At 45.3% G+C, this 20,734-nt stretch carries 18 protein-coding genes; 11 read left to right on the top strand and 7 right to left on the bottom strand.

Annotated elements, in window-relative coordinates:
- Positions 1-156 precede the first annotated feature (156 nt).
- Entirely contained in the window at positions 157-465 is a 309-nt protein-coding gene (locus ACXACS_RS00945; protein WP_474802950.1) for a hypothetical protein, read from the top strand.
- Positions 466-594: 129 nt separating this feature from the next.
- Positions 595-2,178 (top strand): GGDEF domain-containing protein, encoded by a 1,584-nt coding sequence (locus ACXACS_RS00940; protein ID WP_474802948.1) that lies wholly within the window; start codon positions 595-597, stop codon positions 2,176-2,178.
- A gap of 7 nt (positions 2,179-2,185) precedes the next feature.
- Here the strand turns inward: ACXACS_RS00940 and ACXACS_RS00935 are convergent, their stop codons facing one another.
- Positions 2,186-3,070: an ArgP/LysG family DNA-binding transcriptional regulator gene (locus ACXACS_RS00935; RefSeq protein WP_474802946.1), complete on the bottom strand. Its 885-nt coding sequence runs from the start codon at positions 3,068-3,070 to the stop codon at positions 2,186-2,188.
- Between the two features lie 216 nt (positions 3,071-3,286).
- On the opposite strand from ACXACS_RS00935, the gene ACXACS_RS00930 reads away from it, so the two are divergent.
- The gene (locus tag ACXACS_RS00930; RefSeq protein WP_474802944.1) at positions 3,287-3,889 is read left to right on the top strand and encodes a LysE/ArgO family amino acid transporter; all 603 of its coding nucleotides are present in this window, start codon (positions 3,287-3,289) and stop codon (positions 3,887-3,889) included.
- A gap of 109 nt (positions 3,890-3,998) precedes the next feature.
- Positions 3,999-4,316 carry a DMT family transporter gene (locus tag ACXACS_RS00925; RefSeq protein ID WP_118490751.1) on the top strand — a complete coding sequence of 106 codons (318 nt, stop codon included), beginning with the start codon at positions 3,999-4,001 and terminating at the stop codon, positions 4,314-4,316.
- A 118-nt stretch (positions 4,317-4,434) separates the two neighbouring features.
- On the opposite strand, the gene ACXACS_RS00920 is transcribed toward ACXACS_RS00925, so the two are convergent.
- Positions 4,435-5,151, bottom strand: a complete 717-nt coding sequence (locus ACXACS_RS00920) for a DUF1499 domain-containing protein (protein ID WP_474802942.1) — start codon at positions 5,149-5,151, stop codon at positions 4,435-4,437.
- Positions 5,152-5,315: 164 nt separating this feature from the next.
- On the opposite strand from ACXACS_RS00920, the gene ACXACS_RS00915 reads away from it, so the two are divergent.
- The 6 genes from ACXACS_RS00915 to ACXACS_RS00890 all read left to right on the top strand — a co-directional run bounded on the left by ACXACS_RS00915 (position 5,316) and on the right by ACXACS_RS00890 (position 14,252).
- Positions 5,316-5,987 carry a DNA-J related domain-containing protein gene (locus ACXACS_RS00915; RefSeq protein WP_474802940.1) on the top strand — a complete coding sequence of 224 codons (672 nt, stop codon included), beginning with the start codon at positions 5,316-5,318 and terminating at the stop codon, positions 5,985-5,987.
- 309 nt (positions 5,988-6,296) lie between these two features.
- Positions 6,297-7,442 carry an efflux RND transporter periplasmic adaptor subunit gene (locus ACXACS_RS00910; protein ID WP_474802939.1) on the top strand — a complete coding sequence of 382 codons (1,146 nt, stop codon included), beginning with the start codon at positions 6,297-6,299 and terminating at the stop codon, positions 7,440-7,442.
- Between the two features lie 21 nt (positions 7,443-7,463).
- A complete protein-coding gene (locus ACXACS_RS00905; RefSeq protein WP_474802937.1) occupies positions 7,464-10,562 on the top strand; it encodes an efflux RND transporter permease subunit in 3,099 nt (1,032 codons plus the stop codon).
- A 58-nt stretch (positions 10,563-10,620) separates the two neighbouring features.
- Positions 10,621-11,118 carry an alpha/beta hydrolase gene (locus ACXACS_RS00900; protein ID WP_118490741.1) on the top strand — a complete coding sequence of 166 codons (498 nt, stop codon included), beginning with the start codon at positions 10,621-10,623 and terminating at the stop codon, positions 11,116-11,118.
- A 316-nt stretch (positions 11,119-11,434) separates the two neighbouring features.
- Entirely contained in the window at positions 11,435-13,282 is a 1,848-nt protein-coding gene (locus ACXACS_RS00895; protein WP_474802935.1) for a GNAT family N-acetyltransferase, read from the top strand.
- Entirely contained in the window at positions 13,272-14,252 is a 981-nt protein-coding gene (locus ACXACS_RS00890) for a histone deacetylase family protein (protein WP_474802933.1), read from the top strand. Before ACXACS_RS00895 ends, ACXACS_RS00890 begins: the two co-directional genes overlap by 11 nt.
- Before the next feature lie 35 nt (positions 14,253-14,287).
- Here the strand turns inward: ACXACS_RS00890 and ACXACS_RS00885 are convergent, their stop codons facing one another.
- The 3 genes from ACXACS_RS00885 to ACXACS_RS00875 all read right to left on the bottom strand — a co-directional run bounded on the left by ACXACS_RS00885 (position 14,288) and on the right by ACXACS_RS00875 (position 17,188).
- On the bottom strand, positions 14,288-15,028 hold the full coding sequence (locus tag ACXACS_RS00885) for a MauE/DoxX family redox-associated membrane protein (RefSeq protein ID WP_474802931.1): 741 nt from the start codon (positions 15,026-15,028) through the stop codon (positions 14,288-14,290).
- A gap of 121 nt (positions 15,029-15,149) precedes the next feature.
- Positions 15,150-15,668, bottom strand: coding sequence for a DUF6436 domain-containing protein (locus ACXACS_RS00880; RefSeq protein ID WP_474802930.1), 519 nt, complete (start codon positions 15,666-15,668; stop codon positions 15,150-15,152).
- Between the two features lie 38 nt (positions 15,669-15,706).
- Positions 15,707-17,188, bottom strand: coding sequence for a methyl-accepting chemotaxis protein (locus ACXACS_RS00875; protein ID WP_474802928.1), 1,482 nt, complete (start codon positions 17,186-17,188; stop codon positions 15,707-15,709).
- Between the two features lie 171 nt (positions 17,189-17,359).
- Between ACXACS_RS00875 and ACXACS_RS00870 the strand changes: the two genes are divergently transcribed.
- Positions 17,360-18,241: an ATP-grasp domain-containing protein gene (locus ACXACS_RS00870; RefSeq protein WP_474802926.1), complete on the top strand. Its 882-nt coding sequence runs from the start codon at positions 17,360-17,362 to the stop codon at positions 18,239-18,241.
- A 109-nt stretch (positions 18,242-18,350) separates the two neighbouring features.
- Here the strand turns inward: ACXACS_RS00870 and ACXACS_RS00865 are convergent, their stop codons facing one another.
- Positions 18,351-19,799 (bottom strand): DUF3300 domain-containing protein, encoded by a 1,449-nt coding sequence (locus ACXACS_RS00865; RefSeq protein ID WP_474802924.1) that lies wholly within the window; start codon positions 19,797-19,799, stop codon positions 18,351-18,353.
- Positions 19,800-20,025: 226 nt separating this feature from the next.
- On the bottom strand, positions 20,026-20,640 hold the full coding sequence (ribA, locus tag ACXACS_RS00860) for a GTP cyclohydrolase II (RefSeq protein ID WP_014947836.1): 615 nt from the start codon (positions 20,638-20,640) through the stop codon (positions 20,026-20,028).
- Positions 20,641-20,734: the final 94 nt, after the last annotated feature.

Genomic DNA, 20,734 nt, shown 5'->3' with positions numbered 1-20,734 from the left:
TAGCTAAGCGTAGGAGGTATACCTCATTTTCACCAATGAACTTTAGTTGTAGTCATTGTTAGGGCATAGGAATGAACGTAAGGCCCCTTTTCTTGGCTGCTATCTATATTTGTGATTTACCGCTAAGGTATACGAGCAAATAAAAGGGATGCGAAAATGCAAAACGAGACTGAAAAACAACTATTTTTAGACGCCTGTAAAGCGCAATTGTTAAGCCTTTACAAGGCAAGTAAAGATGGGAAAAAAGTAGAGGCAGAAAAGTATCGAGTGCAAGGATTCATGCACGCCGGTGAAGTCATAGGCTTAATCAGCAAAGAACAAGGTAAGGCCCTTATAGCCGATTTGCACATGGAAGTATTTGGAGAAACCATTAACCAAAGGGCACAGAGAAAGCGCAAACTCGATGCATTAAAAGAGTCAGACTTAGATGCTTATTTTGCAATACCAGCCATTGAACGACGTTAAATAAAAGTAAAATTTTTTGAGCGAACTGAAAATTATAAACTAAACTTAATGTGTGTTGGTTTTTATACCTTAATATAACCAAGCATAACTTATCTTAGTGTAATAGCCGTACAGGGATATTTTTGCTACATGGATTTAGCTGCGGTACCAGTAGGAAGCAAATCTATGACATGGCGTGTGTCAGGTAATTTTATTCGCTTATTAATAGGGCTTGTTTTATGTGCAATAAGTTCCCACTCGCTTGCTAAATGTAACTTCGAAAACGAAATTGATGCACCCACTTCAACAACCTTTCTTCTTAAAGCGGGTGATCAGCGACTTGCGCTAAGCTGTAATGTCGATGCGCAGCATGTTCTGTATTTTCCGCGTAATTATATTAATTACAACCAGCTATACGATAGCAAAATGCGCAAAGTTGAAAGATTACCTAGTGCATTTGAAGCATACATAATCAACAGTTCAAACAACCGCCTTTATCTAGATATCAACGCACAGGTGGAACGCCGCGTATCGTTTAAAGTGACGCAGCTTAGTGATTTTCATAAGTTTGCTTCTATTCACACCCTCACAATGAGCTTATTTATTGGCTTTTGTTTGGCACTTACTTTATACGTAGGCATGCTGGGGGCTAGTATGCGCAACTATGGCCTGTACTCGTATAGCTTTTACGTTTTCAGTGCTGGCGTATTCTTTTTGCTTCAAGAAGGGTTGTTGAACATTGTATTTCCACACGTCGCTTTGCTTGCGAATTTCCAACTGCATTTACTATTTGCTGGAATTACCCTTTTTGCAGGTGTGAAATTCTTAGATCAGCTACTTGATTTTAAAGCGCTTCTAAAAGGTTGGCAGCGCCAATTTATGCTTGGGATGGCATGTGCAGCATTGGCGTTTTCAGTAGTCCAGCTTATCCTCCCAGTCTCAGATGCTATGAAAATTAACAGCATGTTAAGTCTAATTACACTTATTACTATGACGTGCACGCTATCAAGTTGTGTTTATGCTGCCTATCGTAAGGTGCATTGTGCAAATTTGGTCATGCTTGGGATTGCAGTGATGGTTTTGTCCATGCTTTTCCGTTTGGTTTTTACAGAAGTATCGCCATTTTTATATCGATATTCCCTTGTATTAGGGATAACTATCGAGGCCTTTATTTTTGCCATTGCAACGTCAAGAAAAGTGAAAAAGCTTAATGACGACAGGCTTAGTGCATTTAAACGCGCATCTACAGACTCTTTATGTAATGTGTTAAACCGCGCCGGTTGGGAAGGTGTGGCGCAGTCGCTGCTGAATAATTTCAACAAAGAGGGTGGCTACTTAACACTGCTTTTCATTGATATTGATAAATTTAAAGAGATTAATGACCAATACGGACACCACGCAGGAGATAAGGTCTTGCAGGTGGTTGCAAAAATTTTAATGAGTCGCTGTCGCGAGCAAGACGCCGTGGGGCGCTTAGGAGGCGATGAGTTTGTGGTATTAAGTCACTGCTACAGTGAAGGTCAGTCTGAGCGATTGGCCGCCCGCATTGAGGAAAGCTTATCCGAGCGTGATATCAGAACAGAAAACGTGGTGATAAATACCACGGCGAGTGTAGGTGCTTACATTACAAAAGAACGCTACAAAGACTTGCCGAGTTTGCTAAACAAAGCCGACAAATTGATGTATAGCGTCAAAGAAAAGCGTAAAAACGCGGTGTTTGCCACTAGCTCTTGATGTGGCGTTATCTTAATTGTGCCTTCGCGACTTGCTTAACAGCTTTAGTAAGGTCGGCAAGCGCAGCCGACTCGAGCGTTGCAAAATGCCAAAAAAGAGGAATAGCTAGCGCTTTATCTGGGAAAAGCGCAATAAGCTCGCCTTCTTTCACTTCTTGTGCCACCTGAAGAGTCGGGAGTAGGGCCCACACCACGCCGTCCAGCGCCATTTTTACAAAACCATGAGACGAGGGATACCAGTGACACGTGGTAAAGGTAGGTGCAATATTTAAGCATTCCCTTTGATAGTCAGTAAGTAACGTAACGTCGTACTCATCATATAAAAGGCCTGGCGTATTCATCACATTTTCAGGCGTTATGCCCTTGTGAAGATATCGCTCAATAAACCGCGGTGACGCATAAAGTTGATAGCGCATGGTGCCCAGTCTCACTGACTGACCGCCAGTAACCGGTGTACCTGTTTGACTAATACATGCCATAACGCGACCTTGCTGAAGAATGTCTCGTGTTTGGGTTTGATCCGCGTTAACAATGTGAACTGGGTTGGCCCGCTTATCGCTGAATGCTGCCATAACTTGCGAAAACCAAGTAGCGAGCACATCGTTGTTCACCGCTACGCTGATAGGTACCGCCGAGGCTTCTAAACCACTTTTTATATTCAGTGCTTCTTCTAGCACACTCACTTTTTGTATATGGGAAAGCAATTCTTGCCCCAACGGTGTAGCACGAAGGGGTTTAGTGCGCACCATAACAGGCCCGCCAACACTTTGTTCAAGACGTTTTATTTTTTGTGAAACAGCAGATTGCGTAAGGTTTAGCGCCTGAGCGCCTTTTTCGAAACCACCATAGCGCAGTACCTCATGAAAGCATCGAAGGGCATCGTAATCGAGCATTTTTAAAGCCTGTGAAAGGAAAGTTAAAGTTATTAATTTTACTTATTGAATACAAGTATCATTAATTTAATTAAGCATCGCAAGCTGTATAAAATAGCGCCACTTCAAATTCTTGGTTGGCCGGCTACACCTAACGTTAGGCACCATAAAGCCAAGCAACGAAAGACCGAGCAATAGAACCGTACTTTCAATTTATTATTTTAAGAGGCATTTGGCATGTTAGCGGCAGTAACCAGTGGTTTTGTAATGGGCGGCACCCTTATTATCGCAGTAGGTGCGCAAAACAGCTTTCTGATTGAGCAGTCCATGAAAAAACAGTGGACCACACTATTTGTCTTACTGTTTATTCTAAGCGATGCCATCTCTATTAGTTTGGGTGCTATGGGCTTTGGCTTATTGCTGCAAGAGTATCCAATGCTAGTTACGGTAACCAAGTGGGCTGGCGTAGCGTTTTTGTTGTGGATTGCGTTTAACAAAATAAAGTCTTCGCTGGCTAATGATGCCCTTGTATTAGAAATGGCACAAAAGCAGCTGTCGTTTAAAAAAGCGCTACTTATTGCGCTAGCAGTAACTTGGCTAAATCCACACTTTTATTTAGATACATTGCTGCTAATGGGTAATCTGGCGAGCCAGTGGCAGGAAAATAAATGGTGGTTTGTGGGTGGAGCGATAGGTGCATCTATCGTGTGGTTTATCGGTTTAAGTACGCTTACAGCACGTTTTGCCCATCATATGCAGCGGCCCAACTTTTGGCGCTGGTTTAATCGATTAAATGCGGCGGTACTTGGAATGGTCAGTATTCAACTGGCAAGCCTTTAGTGAAAAAACGCTGAATAGCAAAATACTAAGGTGCGTTGAGTATCTTGCTTTCAACGCATAAGTATACTTTTACAAATAAGCCAAACCTGCTGTTTTGAAGGATACATAAGTGAGCTGGATTTATTTGATTGTTGCGGGCTTACTGGAAATTGGGTGGCCCGTAGGACTTAAGATGTCGCAAGAGGCGGAAACCCGCATTATGGGAATTCTGCTAGCCATAGGTTTCATGGCTGCCAGTGGTTTTTGCCTTTGGATGGCACAAAAGCAAATACCCATAGGTACAGCGTATGCTGTATGGACGGGGATAGGTGCCGCGGGCACGTTTTTAGTAGGCGTAATGTTTTACGGCGACCCGTCGTCCTTAGCGCGTTACTTTGGCGTGGCGCTTATTGTGGCCGGCGTTGTGGTACTCAAACTCGCGCACTAGTACGACAAAACCGAGCTCTGTTTTTAATGGCTGTGTTTAGCCCGTTTGATAAAAATAAAAAGCCCGACAGTGATTCACTGTCGGGCTCTTATATATCTGCTGAGCTTTTCAGGTTGGTTTAGTGATAACCCAGTTGATTTCTTAACTCGGCCATAAAGGTTTCGATGCGTTCAGCATTTTTGCCTAAGTCACTTTTACCTACGCGCGACTTACTGCGAATATCAACAAGGGTATCGTCGCTTTTAACTGTTAAGCGAATAACCACATCGTCCTTAAAACCGAACCACGCCGTTGTATCTGTGGCTTCTAGTGTGTTTGGCAGTGCGCCCTCATTTACGCGTTCCCAACCCAGAGCTTCTATGGCTTTTTCAGCAGCCATATAAACTTCGTTTATAGGTTGAGGAAGCAGCTGAGTTTTAATTTCAGGGTATGCTTCAAGCTGTTGCTTCGTCACATCACCGCCTTCATAGGCAATAGAATTTGGCGCACCTTCTCTAAGCGGTGCAATGGCAACAAATTCAGGCGGGTTTGTAACATCAGTGGTGATATCGTGAATTGGCGGTACGGCGCTAGCTTTACTCATCATGCTAACGGGCATGCCAACGGCTACTAAAGCAAGAACAGCACATACAAACGTACTACCCCAACTTACGTTCTTACGATTAATCAATACTTGTAAAATAATGAGTATTAACGCTGCACCACCTACGTATACACCAAAGCGTAGTGACGTAATTGCGGTGCCTAAACTGACACCAGCATACTGATATAGTGGTCCGGGTAACACCACCATCAAAAAACCAACAATACTGGTAAGGGCAATGAGTGCTTTCAAGGGAACTCCAAAGTTATTCTTTTTAGTTTGACCAACCTACTTTAACAGCGAAAGCGGCAATTTGGTTTACTTTCGTTAAAGAAAAATTCGACTAGGCCCGCGTGCAACATCTTTGTACACTGGTCCTGTCTTTTTATCGGCATCAAGTTATAGGTACTAAGGTTTTGTATACACAACCGGACGCCAGTCACACGTACGCAATGCAAGCTGAACTCCTCGTTGATATCTTATCGACGCAAAAAAGCCAGTTTATCAATGGTATTACTGAATATGCGCTTATTGAAAATTTAAAAAAGCCGCCTTATCAGCTTTTCGATGAAGATGCTTTGCGTGACCCGCTCATGCTTTTTAAAACGCACTTTATTCTGTTTCATGCACTGTATCAGTTGAGGCAGTATTGGATAGAACAAAACGAAGGTGTGTTAGAGATTCACGCACTTGGCATAAAGCTAGACCCGCTTAACGAGAGTCATTTGACGCAAAGCAATGATGGTCTAGGTGTGACGACTCTGGAAAACCCTGATCCACTTGCTGCGTATTATCTAAATTGGGAGAATTTTGAAGAGGCTGATCGCGATACGGTCGATAACCTGCTAAACGCGTTTTGGGAAAGGATGCTGAAGGGAGATACTGTTAGCTATACGCAAGGTGATATTGAAAAAGCGCATGCTTTGCTTGGTCTTTCCCTGAACGAGCCTATCACGCTGCTGCAGTTAAAACGTGTCTACAAACGCTCGCTTCAATCGGCCCACCCTGACAAAGGTGGAACACAGCAAGATGCTCAAGCGGTCATTCACGCCTATCAAACTCTTAGCCGCTATTATTCGTTTAAATAGAACGTGTATTGGCGTTCAACTTCGTATTATTCGCATAATGTATACAGGCTTCGGTAATTGACCGACAACATCGGTAACTTCAGCTTCATTGACTTTTCTTGTATGTGATAAATGCGCACAATATGACCTATAAGAGCGTAGATTCGTATCAATGATCGCTTAACTATGCCACGTCTTTTTCGATTATCCTCACGTCCAAGTTATAGGAGCAGGATGAATCGGCGCATTGGAAGCAAAACTTACGTTTAATTTATCCGTATAGAACGCAAATCGCGTTCTATGTGAAAGTTATTGGGAAATAGAAAATTTATGAGTCGCATTTTTTATGTTACTGCAGCACTAATAACACTATTAGGTGTTATTGGGTGTTCGAATGAAGGCGAGCAAGCACAGCAAGGTGCTCAGCAAGGTATGCCTGCACCATCGGTGTCGGTAGTTACGCTGAAACAGCAACCTGTAGTACATGAAATGGTGCTGCCTGGGCGGATAAGTCCATCGCGCCAATCGCAAGTGCGCCCTCAGGTGGATGGTGTTATCACTGAGCGCTTGTTTGAAGAAGGCGCATATGTGGAAAAAGGGCAACAGCTATATCAAATAGATGAAGCGCGTTACCTGGCCCAATTAAACAGTGCCAAAGCGGATCTGAAAAGCGTTCAAGCAAATTTAAAGACCTTGGAAGCTAAGGCGCGACGTTACGACGACCTTGTTGCACAAAATGCAGTAAGTAAGCAGGAGTACGACGACGTAATTGCGCAAAAAGACCAAGCGCAAGCCGCTATCAGCGTAGCCGAAGCGGCAGTTGATGTGGCAAAGGTAAACATGGGCTACACCAAGGTATACGCGCCTATAAGCGGTCGAATTAGCCGTTCATATGTCACCGAAGGCACGTTGGTTACTACCAACCAGGCACAACAGCTAGCCACTATTACTCAATTAGACCCTGTTTATATTGATATGCAGGAGTCTGGTGCGTCTATCATCACGCTACGCCAGTCTATGCGTAAGCAAGGCTCAATGGATGTTGAACTAACAGTAGATGAAGTCACGGGCAAGCGCTACGAACAAACAGGTAGTGTGAAGTTTTCTGAAGTGACCGTGGATGAATCTACGGGCTCAGTTACCCTTCGCGCCGAAATGCCAAACCCTGATGGTGTGTTGCTTCCCGGCTTATTTGTAAAGGGCCATGTTATTACTGGTCGCGAAAATGCGCTTTTGGTTCCTCAACGTGCGACGACTCGCCAGCCAGACGGTTCGCTTTCGGTTTACGTAGTGAACCAGAACAATGAGGTAGAAGGCCGAACCTTAGAAATCGGCAAGGTCTACCGCGACCAGTACGTTGTAATAAATGGCGTGAGCGAAGGCGAAAAAGTCATTGTAACTGGCTACCAGAAGGTAAAGCCTGGGGCGAAAGTTAACCCGTCTGAATGGCAACCGTCATCACGTGGCTCACGATAGCAAACAAGGGATTTAAGTAATATGGCTCGTTTTTTCATAGACAGGCCCGTGTTTGCATGGGTGCTGGCAATTATCACAATGATGGCGGGTGTGTTGGCGATAACCTCACTCCCCATTGAACAATACCCTAAGGTAGCACCACCGTCGGTTACTATCTCGGCAACGTATCCTGGTGCTTCTGCAGAAACCGTTGAAAACTCGGTAACGCAGGTCATTGAGCAAAGCTTAACGGGTATCGATAACCTACGTTATTTCTCGGCAAGTAGCTCTAACAGTAGCATGTCAATTACTCTGACGTTTGAGCCAGGTGCAGACCCTGATATTGCCCAGGTACAGACTCAGAATAAGGTGCAGGGTGCGTTACCTTTACTGCCAACGCAGGTTCAGCAGCAGGGAGTTACGGTTACCAAGGCAAATAGTGCATTTGCATTAGCCGTAGGCTTCTATTCTGAAGACGATTCGATGACGCAGTATGATCTGAGTGACATGCTCGTCTCTAACTTTCAGGACCCTATTTCCAGGGTAAACGGTGTAGGTAACGTACGGGTTTTTGGTGCGCAGCGCTCTATGCGTATTTGGCTAGACCCAGACAAGTTGTACAGCTTCAACCTAACTCCAACTGACGTACAGGCCGCAGTCCAGGTCCAAAATACCGATGTTTCAGCAGGTCAGTTGGGCGGGTTACCTGCTATCGAAAATCAGCAAATTAACGCCACTATTCAGGCGCAAAGCCGCCTTCAAACCGTTGAAGATTTTGAAAATATCGTGCTACGTGTGAACACGGATGGTTCTCAGGTACGTGTGCGTGATGTGGCCCGAGTCGAGCTGGGTGCGCAAAGTTACGATGTTATTGTTCGTTATGACCGCAAACCAGCGTCTGGCATGGCGATAAGCCTTGCTTCTGGCGCAAACGCGCTAGACACTATCAAAGCAGTGAAAGCTCGCGTTGAAGAGCTGCGCTCAAACCTACCTGATACGGTGAAAGTGGTTTACCCAGTAGACAGTTCGCCTTTCATCGAGCTTTCTATAGAGTCAGTAGTACATACGCTTATTGAAGCGGTTGTGTTGGTTTTCTTAGTGATGTTGCTGTTTCTTCAAAACTGGCGCGCAACGCTTATTCCCACCATTGCTGTACCTGTTGTACTACTTGGGACTTTCTCGGTGCTATTGGCCTTTGGTTTTAGCATCAACGTATTGACCATGTTTGCCATGGTGCTGGCTATCGGCCTTCTTGTTGACGACGCTATCGTTGTTGTAGAAAACGTTGAGCGCATTATGGAAGAAGAAGGCTTACCGCCTGCTGAAGCGACGAAGAAGTCTATGTCACAGATTACTGGCGCACTTGTGGGCATTGCCGCGGTGCTGTCAACGGTATTTATCCCTATGGCGTTCTTTAGCGGTTCAGCCGGGGCTATTTATCGTCAGTTTTCAGTAACTATTGTTTCAGCGATGGCGTTTTCTGTGTTGGTGGCTATCGTACTCTCGCCTTCTTTATGCGCCACGTTATTGAAGCAGCATTCCGAGGATCACGATAAAAATAAAGGTTTCTTTGGGTGGTTTAACCGCACGTTTAACAAAGGGCGCGACCGCTATCAAAAAACGACCAACCACATGGCGAAGCGTTTTAAGCGTTATTTCGTTGTATACGGCTTACTTGTTGGCGGGATGGTGTTTATCTTCAGTCAGCTTCCTGGTGCCTTCCTTCCAGATGAAGACCAAGGTCGAATGATGGTGTTGGTAAGCACGCCACCAGGCGCTACCGCGGGTCGTACGCTCGAATCCATTAAGCAAGTGGAAGACTACATTCTTGAAGAAGAGAGCGAAGCGGTTAACGGTATGTTTGCGGTAGTGGGCTTTAGCTTTGCAGGACAAGCGCAAAATGCCGGTATGGCATTCTTAAACTTCAACGACTGGAGTGTACGTGACGAGAGTAACTCGGCCTTTGCTGTAATGAACCGAGCTTTTGGCGCATTTGGCCAGATTCAAGATGCTTCAGCATTTCCTATTGTGCCACCACCCATTATGGAATTAGGTAACGCAACAGGCTTTGATATGCAGCTGGTGGACCGCGGTGGCAATGGTCATGAAGCCCTTATGAATGCCCGTAATCAGCTGTTAGGTATGGCGGCACAAAACCCGAAATTGGCGGGTGTCCGCCCTAACGGTTTGAGCGATGTTCCCCAATTTAAAATCAATATTGATAGTGAAAAGGCGTCTGCACTTGGCTTAAATCTCAGTGATATTAACAGTGCGCTGCAAATTGCTTGGGGTTCAAGCTATGTGAACGACTTTATCGATAAAGGGCGAATTAAGCGGGTGTACATGCAGGCGGACCTTCCTCATCGTATGACGCCAGAAGACCTTGAGAAATGGTTCGTGCGCAACAGCGACGGAGAAATGGTGGCTTTCAGCACCTTCTCAACAACCGAGTGGGTATATGGCTCGCCCAAGTTAGAGCGCTTTAACGGTATATCGTCGGTAAACATTCAAGGTAGTGCAGCACCAGGCATTTCTTCAGGTGAAGCCATGGCTGAAATGCAAAAGCTGGTTGAGCAGTTGCCGGCTGGTTTTGCAATTGAATGGTCAGGCTTATCTTATGAAGAACAGGAGGCAGGGTCTCAAGCACCTATGCTTTATGCGCTTTCAATACTGGTGGTATTCCTTTGCTTAGCCGCACTATACGAAAGCTGGTCGGTACCGTTTGCAGTTATGCTAGTGGTGCCGTTAGGGATATTGGGTTCAGTTACCGCTGCCTTTATCTTTAATTTACCTAATGACGTTTATCTGCAGGTAGCGTTTTTAACGACGGTAGGCTTAGCGGCGAAAAACGCCATTCTTATTGTAGAGTTTGCTAAAGAGCAGTACGAAAACGGTGAAGACCTAATGACGGCTGTATCTAATGCGGCTGCTCAGCGCTTCCGTCCAATATTGATGACGTCTATGGCATTCATCTTAGGGGTTACGCCACTAGCGCTTGCCAGTGGCGCAGGAGCGGCAAGCCAAAATGCAATTGGTATTGCGGTAATGGGCGGTATGTTTGCAGCGACCTTCTTAGCCATATTTTTCGTTCCCATGTTTTACGTTATGGTAGAAAAACTATTCCATAAGGAAGACAAGTAACGAGTAAGTACGCTAGAGTGGGAAAAAATTTTTCATTTTTTACATAGGGATATTGGTAATGACCACGGTTGTTTTTTCTCACGGTAAAGAAAGCGGGCCATGGGGCAGTAAGATAACCACGCTTTCGAATGTAGCAAACGATATGGGCTTTGGTGTTGAGAGTATCGATTATCAAGATCTCGATTGTCCCGAAGCCCGCTTAGAGCGCTTAAAGGAAACTATCGCTGAAAAGTGTAATGACGTTGTATTAGTGGGTTCGAGCATGGGCGGCTATGTATCACTTGCTGCTGCCAGTCAGATCTCTGCCAGAGGCGTATTTTTGATGGCGCCAGCGCTTTATTTACCCAACTATAAAGTTCAACGCTTTCCGTACGACGGCTATGTTAGTCTAGTGCACGGCTGGAACGATGATATCGTGCCAATTGAGAACAGCCTTAAGTATGCCCGCCATCAAAAGGCGCAACTGTTGCTTCTAAACGATGGGCACCGACTTGCGAATAGTAAGTCCGTTATTTCACCTTTTTTCAGAAATTGGTTGGAGAAATTCCGCTACTAGGGTACTAAGCGTCATGGCAACGACTGCTTAGCTTTAGTTTTCTTAAGCTATGCTACCGAGCTTCGTTAGGCATCTATGCTTGGCAGTCTATACTGAGCAATCTAAACAAAAAGTAACGCCTCGCAATTAAAAGCTAAAAACTCTTTGAGAAGCCTACTTATCGATAGCCGCAGGGGTAACTATCGATGATGTAGGCTTTTTTGTATCTGCGTTTTAAGGGTAAGACTAATCGCTTATAGCGCTGCGTCGGGTTAATACATGAAATTACCTGTATTTATGGCATGATGGGATATTGCTTAAAACAGGGCAGGTGGAAATGGCATTTAACTTACCTCAAGAGCCGCAATGGTCGTCGCTGATAAAGTCGGGTTGTCGTGTCTTTGTCGGCGGAAACGCAGCAGTACCGCACGCACTAGTGCAGCACCTTATTGATAACAGCGAAGGGTTCAGTGACATCGAACTGGTGCATATGCTGGCCTTAGGCGATACGAGGTGGGTAAAAGACGAGTATAAAAACCTTTTTAAAGCGAATACGTTTTTTATTGGCGGTGAAGCCATGAGAAAAGCTGTCGATGAAGGTCGCGCCGACTATACCCCCGTATTCCTATCTGAAATTTCAAGTTTGTTTAGCGATGGCACGCTGGCGCTCGATGCAGCCCTTGTCAATGTAAGCCCTCCTGATGAATTCGGCTACTGCTCACTAGGCCCAGCTGTAGATATTGCTATGTCTGCCATTAGGCAAAGCAAAAAGGTCATTGCTCAAATTAACCCTCAGGTGCCGAGAACCTCAGGGCACTCCTATATTCATATTAGTGAGATAACGGCGTGTATAGAAGCGGAGGAGCCGCTTGTTGAAGTTACGCCGCCGCCAATAGATACAGTCGCAGAACGTATAGGCCAGTACGTATCTATGCTGGTGGATGATGGCGCAACGCTCCAGTTTGGTATTGGAAAAATACCCAGCGCCACGCTGAAATATCTGTGTAATCACAAAGATTTGGGTATTCACAGCGAAATGCTTACCGACAGTATTATCGAACTGTTGGAATCTGGGGCTATTACCAATAAGAAAAAAACGTTTCACCCCGGTAAAATTGTTACCAGTTTTGCCATTGGTACCCGCAAGCTATACGATTTAATCGACAGCAACCCGCATATTGAATTTTACCCAAGCAGCTATGTCAACAAGCCTACTAATATTGCCAAAAACGACAATATGGTTGCCATAAACAGTGCCCTTGAAGTGGACTTAACCGGGCAGGTAGTTGCCGACTCACTGGGCTATGACTTTTACAGTGGAATAGGAGGGCAGGTTGATTTCGTAACGGGCGCGTCTATTAGTAAAGGCGGTAAAGCCATTATTGCGCTTCCTTCTACGGCAAAAAATGAAACTATCTCCCGCATTACGCCGCGTATAAGCGAAGGCGCAGGCGTGGTCACCTCCCGTGGTAATGTACAGTATGTGGTAACCGAATATGGTATAGCGTCACTTAAAGGTAAGAGTATTCGAGAGCGTGCGCTAGAGCTTATTCGCGTGGCCCATCCTAAGTTCCGTGCAGCATTGTTAGAAGAAGTGCGTCAGCATTATTGGGTGCCCCATTACCAAGAAAAGTACCCCACAGATATCCCAGAACTGGGAGCTATTCAGCTTAAAAAGCTTAATATTCAAGGCGAAACGTTCTACATGCGCCCTCTGAATCCGGCGGATGAAAGGCGTCTGCAAGAATTCTTTTATTCCCACACAAAAGAAACATTAAGGCTGCGCTACAACTACGACCCGAAACAAATGTCCCGTGAAAAGTCGTGTAACTTGGTGTCGGTAGATCAAAGCTCTGATGCGGCGCTGTGTATTGTGAGGCAAGAGGGCTCGCGCATTACTATTCACGCAGTGGGGCGTTTTTACTACAACCCAAACGACAATACCTGCGAAGCTGCTTTTGTTACTCGAGAGACCCAGCAAGGAAAAGGCATGGCAAGCCGCTTATTAAACGAGCTTATCACGGTAGCAAAAATAAGAGGTATTGCGAAAATGATGGCCTATGTGCGTGGCGATAATAGCCCCATGATCACTATTTTCGAACAAGCTAAATTTAAACGGAAATTTACTGGCGACCCCAGTGATATAGAGTTAGTACTAGACGTGGCATCACTGCATGACAATTAAAATATTTCGCGGCAAGCACGGCACCAAGCACGATTTAGGCAAGGACCATCCCGAATCGCCAGACCGGCTATTTGCTATTGACGACCAACTGCTTTCTTCAGGACTCGATATGGTGTGTGAGCATGCTGACGCCACTCCTATTGCTGAAGCCTACCTGAAGCTAGCGCACGACCCATATTATGTGAAGAGTGTGTTTGAGCATGCAGCTCAATCTATCTTTAACGACCACGAAAAAACGCTCTATTCAGAAAACAAAGACAACGTGGCTTGGTTAGATGAAGACACAGGTTTAATGCGCCACAGTTTAAATGCTGCGCTAGAGTCGGCGGGAGCAGGGTGTAATGCTGTCGATTGGGTAATGGAAGGCAATGACCGGCAAGCCTTCTGTGCCACTAGGCCACCCGGGCACCACGCGACATACGATAGTGCTATGGGGTTTTGCATTTTTAATAACATTGTTATAGCTGCTCGCTACGCGCTTCAAAACTATGAGCTAAAACGGGTTGCCATTGTCGACTTTGATGTGCACCACGGAAATGGTACCGAGCAAATTGTCGCCGGCGACCAGCGCATAATGTTGTGCAGTAGTTTTCAGCATCCCTTCTACCCACACAGTGGCTCGCCGGTTTCAGCAAGTAATATTCTCTCGGTACCGCTTGAAGCTGGTGCTACAGGAGACGTTTTTAGGAAAAAAGTGCAGTATTGGTTCGATGCATTACGTAACTTTCAGCCTGAACTGATTTTTATCTCTGCAGGCTTTGATGCTCATGCTGAAGACCCAATGGCTCATCTACGCCTAGTAGAAGATGACTATTTCTGGGTAAGCCAACAGCTTCGCGCCGTTGCTGATACATGTTGCGAAGGTCGTATCGTAAGTATGCTAGAAGGCGGCTATGACCTAAGTGCCTTGGGCCGCAGCGTAGTGTCTCATCTAAAAGGCATGAGTCGTCCTATCGAAGAAGCACAATAGGACGACAGGTTATCTAGCCTCAATAATCTTTCAGACTAGGCTAGCCATCTTGCAAGCATATAAAGACCCGCACCTAGCATAGCAAGGTTTTCTGTCAGTGAAATAAAGCCAAGGGGTAGGTCTTTATTTCCGCCAACACAGGCACATTTAAGCTCGCGCTTATCGATATAAACCGCCTTGATAACTGAAACTGCACCAATAGCGCCGATAAAAATGGAGACTGGTGAAACCAATAGTGCAGGGAGCCCTGCAAGCATGCCAAGCCCGGCAAATGCCTCCGCGAAAGGATAAATATACGCGTATCGTACCTGCTTCATTGCTAACAGGTCATAGGTAATAAACTGGTTTGAAAAAGCCACTAAGTCTTGCAGCTTTTGGAGGGCAAGAATCACCATTGCCACTCCAATAAAATTCAATATAAAAGGCTCTAATCCTGCCGGTAGGCCGCCTTTTAGCATAAGGGCAAATACGATAAGTGCCGCTAAAGAAAAAATTACGATAATAGGTGTGTAGCGCGATCCAAATTCACTTTCTTGCTTTAAATTGAAGTAATCTCTCAAGTCGTCATAACCGCCAATACGTTTATCGTCTATGAACGTCTGCGGGGTTGTTTTCACACCGTACTTTTCTTTAAAAGCGTCTGTTTCACTTCGATTAGACAAATGGTGATCATCGACCTTATAGCCTTTTCTTTCGAGCAGGTCTTTTGATTTGAGCCCAAAAGGGCAAATATGCTCCGGAGTGACCATGCGATAGAGGGTGGCTTGCTTAGACATAGTGGACTCCTTGTAAAGCTTTCACGATAGAGCAAAGAGCGTGCAATGTTTGCCGGCTTTTTGCGCTATCTAAAGTGATATAACGTGATACAAAGAGAGTTACATAATTTATGCCAGCGTTTTAGCAGAAGCAACCTGTAGCATCAGTATTAATAACAGCGCCTGCATAGGGGAGTTGCGTGGTGTAGCTTACTACCTGCTCGACGAGGTTTTTACCGGTAAAGCATCCGTAGCCTGTAGCGTAAGGGCCTAGATAGCGAAGTTGCTTTTCTTTATCTAACACGATAAGGGCCGGCACGGCCTCAAGCATAGCCGCTAGTTCAGGCACATCTTCTACATTCAGCCTGACTTGATGAAAGTCGTCACCAAGTTTCAAGTGGAGTTGAGCCTGGTGGGGTGTTGTAAGGGTATCGCAATAGCAGCGGGACTGAGTTCCCACATGAATGATAGAACCTGGTTGGATATCCTGTTTTTCTAATATTGCAACGAGGGTGGCGTCAAAGTCTGGCGCAGTAGTGCGGTGCAGCAATTCGCCGTTAGGGTCGAAGTCTGATAGCTGACGCTGCCCATATACTAATAAGGCGGCGAGTAAACCCACCGCCCATAATATTAGTAGCAGCCAACTCGACTTTTTATGCATGAGGCAAAACGCCTTCGTTAGTGCTTTAAGTTTTGTGCTTAAAGCTTAAAGCGTTCAATAGCGCCGCGCATGCGCTGAGATATTTGTGACAATACTTCAACTTCACCTGCAAGCGACTCAGCGGTGGCAAGCTCTTCAGAAGTAAGTTCACTCAATCGCGCGGTGCTTTGCGCAATGGAAGCTGACGCGGTTTCCTGTTCCACAGCAGAGGTGGCAATTTCAGTCATACTTTCGCTGGCTTCGCGGATTTGCTGCATGATTTCTGACATGGCCGATGTGGCACTATCACTTGAAACAACAGCTTCATCGACCAGTTGTATACAGGTTTGCATTTGATCAACCGAACTGGCTGTTTGTGCTACTAGCTGTTCAGTAATGCTAGTAATTTGGTCTGCACTTTCTTTTGAACGAATTGCAAGTGTGCGAACCTCGTCGGCTACCACGGCGAAGCCACGGCCGTGTTCGCCAGCGCGGGCTGATTCAATAGCAGCGTTCAATGCAAGCAAATTAGTTTGTTCAGCTACCGCAGTAATCGAGCGCATGGCGTCAGAAATATGTGAACATTGTTCGTTAAGAGCCGAGTTAGTCTGCGCCGCAGCATTTAGCGTATTGCGCAACGAATCTATTGTCTTACTGGATTGAGAAATAGAGTCGCGGGTCGACTGGGAGGCACTTTGCGCTGCCGACGCTTTATCACTAGCAAGGGTAGTTTGCTCTGTTGAAAGCTGCATGGTTTGTGCGATTTCTTCTGACGATGCCGACACCATGGCAAGTTCTTGGTCAGTATTTCTGCTAATTTCAAACATGTTATTAGCCGCTAACTCCATATTTGAAGCCCCTTTTACCACTTCATCAGTCAAGTTAGAAGCAAGCTCGATGAGAGATTTCACTTGATCAATAAGTTCAGCGAAAGGCCTGACTATTTTATGGCCGCGATTTAGCTCAACGGACAAATCGAGCTTGCCATCAGTCTGCTGCATGGTTTCAATGGCCAGGCGTAGTTCGGCCGCGCCTGCACCTTCTTGATGGGCTTGCTTAGCCATGTACATCAATACGCCACCTTCTGTTAATGCAAAAGCTGCGTGCATAAGCAAGATAGTAAAGGCAACATGACCTTCTTCAAAAATCATTACTGGCGCACCGCCTGCCTGTAGAAAAAAGAACGATATATGATGAACGGCTACAACCGCAGTTCCTGTTGCAACCACTTTCCAGTCTCTGAAATAAGAAAGAAAGGCAAGAAGTACAAAAATTTCAAAGTGAATTTCAATCAACCCAAAAGATTGATGAATATGAAGCGCAGTTAGCAATTGAACGCCGATTGCCATAGCATGGCGGCTTATCGCCGAGTAAGGATTTTGAAGGCTGAGTATAAGTGGCAAAGCTGCAATAGGAATACCAAAAATAAACGCAGGTAAAAGTTCACCTGTAAACACACCAATAGCTACAGCAATGAGTAATTGTATAACAATCACAACGCGAAAAATTTTGTGACCTTCAAGGAGCCAAGGGTACTGCATGCCGATCTCCGATGGTTATTTAGATTAAGTGTAGGTTAAAAATAATAGGTGTGCTAATTTCGCTGCAGTCTACGCAGATTGCGGTGTCTACGCTATTTAACTTTGGTATAGATACTTAAATTATTACAAAACTTTAATGCGCCGAAGCCCGTGTAAATTGAGGACTCAGTTATGCCTGCTATCGCTTTTTTATCGACCGATAATCTTGAAGATTTTTTCGTCTATGATGAATTATTAATACCGTTTTTCGAACAACGCGGGTGGACTGTAAAAACGGTCTCTTGGCATAGCGCCTCGCCGAATTGGGATAAGTTTGACTATGTTATTGTTCGCAGCACGTGGGATTATCAGCAGCACGCTGAAGAGTTTTTAGCTTGTTTAGAAGGCATTGAGGCGTCGAGTGCGGTGTTATTAAACCCGATATCCTTGATGAAGTGGAATATTGAAAAACACTACCTTAAAGACTTGCAGAGTAAAGGGGTTCCTATTGTCAAAACAATGTGGAGAAGCGAGTTTAATAACAATGTTATAGAGGAAGCGTTTGCGCAATTTGGCTGTGACACTGTGGTGATTAAACCCACGCTGAGTGCTAACGCTGATGATACTTTCAAACTTTCTGCTGCCGACTGGCGTGAGGGGCATGTAAATCAGAAAGTACTTTACGATACATTTCACCAGCGGGATTTTATGATCCAACCGTTCTTACGTAGTGTTGTTGATGAAGGGGAGTATTCATTATTTTATTTCGGTGGGGAGTTCAGCCATGCTATTAAGAAAGTGCCACAAAAAGGCGACTTTCGCGTACAAGAAGAGCATGGCGGCAGTTTACACTCTATCGCAGTAGATACTGAACAACTGGCTATCGCTGAAAAAGCCTTGGCTGCTATGCCGTGTGATGCATTGTATGCGCGTGTTGATTTGGTGAAGCAGGGTAATAATTGGGCGATAATGGAGCTTGAGCTCATTGAACCCTCGCTGTATTTCAACCTTGACCCCCAGTCTCCAATTCGCTTTGTGGAGGCTTTAGTGAGATTTCACGCGTCAGCGCAGTGAACAAAGTAAAAAAAGCGGCGTGCAAACTTTGAATCTGCAAGCCGCTATTTAGTTAACTGTCCTTGTCCGAGTTTGTTGAAAGGCGAGCGTTTAGAACTAGCGCTTAAGGTCAGCGCTTTAAGCTATTTCCTTTCGAAACGCTGCGTTCCACCCGAGATATTTGCCTTTGTGGTCTTTCTCGCTGAGACTGTTTTATCGATCTATGGCTAGATGTTCGTTCTACACGCTTAGGTTTACTACTTTCACGGGCAACGGAACGGTGTTGTGGACTCGCCCTTTCAATCCGTTGACGATTTACGTTTTGCTTCACTGAACCATGTTGCGCACCATTCCTGTTTGCATACTTCCTAGACTGTGGCGATGGTGCTGTTCTAGCTGGCTTGTCACGCTTCAAGGCTTTAAGTGTGTTGTTCCGCGTTGGTTTTTCATTTTTAGCCACCGATTGATTGCGTTTCAGCGCATGCTCTATCGATTGCTTGCGCTTCACAGAGTTCTGCTTGTTCGACAGACGGGGTTCTCTAAGAGGCGTTACTTGTTTAGGCTCAATCGTCCGCTTTATCGGTTTAGCATTATTGGTACGTGTCACAGAGCTTACTGAGCGCTTATTGTCGTTATGCGCTGGGCGATTGGCCGTTCTAATATGTTTAGCGGAAACATGTTGTGCGCGCGTTACACCAGCATGTTCATAGCGTGCAGGCGCACTGTGAACCACGCGGTTAGAGTAACGTGCCCGGCGATGCACTGTATTGTGCTCCCAACGGCGATAGTCACGACTTACCACGCGTTTACGTGGGCTACCGTGGTAATAGCGGCGCACGGGCTCGCGGTGAATAACTACGTGACGGTTATGCCAATGCACACTGCCAAAGAAGAAGAAGGTAGAAAGGCGAACGCTTGGAGACCAGTATACATTGCTATGGTGATGGTAGCTTACATGGTGTCTCCAGCGAATTGGCGAAATTGGGTGCCACCAGTTACCATACACAACATGTGGGTCGTAATATGGCACATAAACCACCTCTCTCTGGCGCGGCTCTATGTAAATAATTTCTCGACTGCTTTCTCGTTCTCTTTCAACTTCAATGTAGTCGTTAGTTACCAAGTTACCTGTGTTATGAGCATGCTGCCTAAGCACTTGAACACGATCTAACACTCGACTTTGATCAATAAGTACATTGTCGCCAAGCTGCTGTAACCACTCAAGATCACTGGCTAAGGTATTAAGTAGCTCGGTGAATGGCGCGAGTGCTTTTACGCTCGGGTCCCAACTTACGCCATCTAACACACCCTCTACTTGTTCAGGCGTTAAATGCTTATTGCTTTGACGCCAGCGGTCGGCTGAAACTACGTCTAAAGGGTAGGTAGATGCGATTAAAATATGAGTAAGCAGTGTATCCGGGTAAAGGGCAATGGGCGCAAGTGCACTATCTAATTCGGCATCAGAATATTGCTGAGCTGAAGACGAAACCTGGGCAAGGTTTGTATTCGACTGAGCAAGTGCAGGTAGCGCTTGCGCGCTGGACAGCGCTATAACTATCGATAAGGTTATGTTTTTCATACATTCTCCTTATACCAATCGGCTTAGAGGTTAATTTTCTAAGCGGACTGGTATTAAATTGCTATGCCGAAAGCCGCTGCTTTTTGCGCGCAATGTGGTAAGTCTGTATACATTATGCTCGAACGATAATTAACCGAAGCTGAATAGAAAACGCCCACATTGTTGTAGTGGGCGCTTTTAGAAGATAATGAATGCTAGTTTGTATGGGCTTTGCCAATGTCTCTAGCTATTTGAAAACATGCGGGTCGAAGGCGTGACCGAGCTTCTCTGTCTTCGTTTTAAGGTAGTGTTTGTTGTCTTTAGTAATACCGTGATCTATCGGCTTTCTTGCTACAACGTCTATTCCTAGTGCTTTTAATGCAGCAAGCTTCTTAGGGTTGTTGGTCATTAGCTCCACGTGTTTAACATTGAGGGTGTCTAACATGAGCTTGCAAATGTCGTAACTTCTAAGGTCTGCGTCGAAACCAAGGTGTTCGTTCGCTTCAACGGTGTCCATGCCGCTATCTTGAAGGTTATAAGCGCGAATCTTGTTTAAAAGACCAATACCTCGGCCTTCTTGGCGCAAGTAAAGCAATACACCGTGACCGTTATCTACAATATTTTGCATGGCTTTTTCTAACTGAAAACCACAGTCGCAGCGGGTACTAAATAAAGAATCACCGGTTAAACATTCTGAATGAATACGAATAGGCACTACGTCATCTTCTTTCCACTCTCCGTAAGAAAGGGCAACGTGCTCCTGACCACTGGCTTCAACAAAGCCGTGTATTTTAAAATCACCCATTCTTGTGGGTAATTTTGCGGTACTGACATATTCGTATTTAGGCTGTTTGCTACTCATGTTACTTCTACACTTTGGACAGTGGGCAATAAGTGGGGACGACTTCTATTTTTGCAAGTCTACCATTTTATTATACGCGAGTTGACGCTTGTGC

The organism is Alteromonas sp. AWM4_230 (genome assembly GCF_056158305.1).
Note: the sequence above shows the minus strand (reverse complement) of the source record. Positions and strands in the feature narration are given on the sequence as shown.

Coding starts and splice junctions, on each gene's coding strand:
- ACXACS_RS00870 (WP_474802926.1), top strand. CDS start 17,360: ATGCCTGCTATCGCTTTTTTATCGACCGATAATCTTGAAGATTTTTTC.
- ACXACS_RS00885 (WP_474802931.1), bottom strand. CDS start 15,028: ATGTCTAAGCAAGCCACCCTCTATCGCATGGTCACTCCGGAGCATATT.
- ACXACS_RS00900 (WP_118490741.1), top strand. CDS start 10,621: ATGACCACGGTTGTTTTTTCTCACGGTAAAGAAAGCGGGCCATGGGGC.
- ACXACS_RS00875 (WP_474802928.1), bottom strand. CDS start 17,188: ATGCAGTACCCTTGGCTCCTTGAAGGTCACAAAATTTTTCGCGTTGTG.
- ACXACS_RS00890 (WP_474802933.1), top strand. CDS start 13,272: ATGACAATTAAAATATTTCGCGGCAAGCACGGCACCAAGCACGATTTA.
- ACXACS_RS00945 (WP_474802950.1), top strand. CDS start 157: ATGCAAAACGAGACTGAAAAACAACTATTTTTAGACGCCTGTAAAGCG.
- ACXACS_RS00935 (WP_474802946.1), bottom strand. CDS start 3,070: ATGCTCGATTACGATGCCCTTCGATGCTTTCATGAGGTACTGCGCTAT.
- ribA (WP_014947836.1), bottom strand. CDS start 20,640: ATGAGTAGCAAACAGCCTAAATACGAATATGTCAGTACCGCAAAATTA.
- ACXACS_RS00865 (WP_474802924.1), bottom strand. CDS start 19,799: ATGAAAAACATAACCTTATCGATAGTTATAGCGCTGTCCAGCGCGCAA.
- ACXACS_RS00895 (WP_474802935.1), top strand. CDS start 11,435: ATGGCATTTAACTTACCTCAAGAGCCGCAATGGTCGTCGCTGATAAAG.
- ACXACS_RS00910 (WP_474802939.1), top strand. CDS start 6,297: ATGAGTCGCATTTTTTATGTTACTGCAGCACTAATAACACTATTAGGT.
- ACXACS_RS00880 (WP_474802930.1), bottom strand. CDS start 15,668: ATGCATAAAAAGTCGAGTTGGCTGCTACTAATATTATGGGCGGTGGGT.
- ACXACS_RS00905 (WP_474802937.1), top strand. CDS start 7,464: ATGGCTCGTTTTTTCATAGACAGGCCCGTGTTTGCATGGGTGCTGGCA.
- ACXACS_RS00930 (WP_474802944.1), top strand. CDS start 3,287: ATGTTAGCGGCAGTAACCAGTGGTTTTGTAATGGGCGGCACCCTTATT.
- ACXACS_RS00940 (WP_474802948.1), top strand. CDS start 595: ATGGATTTAGCTGCGGTACCAGTAGGAAGCAAATCTATGACATGGCGT.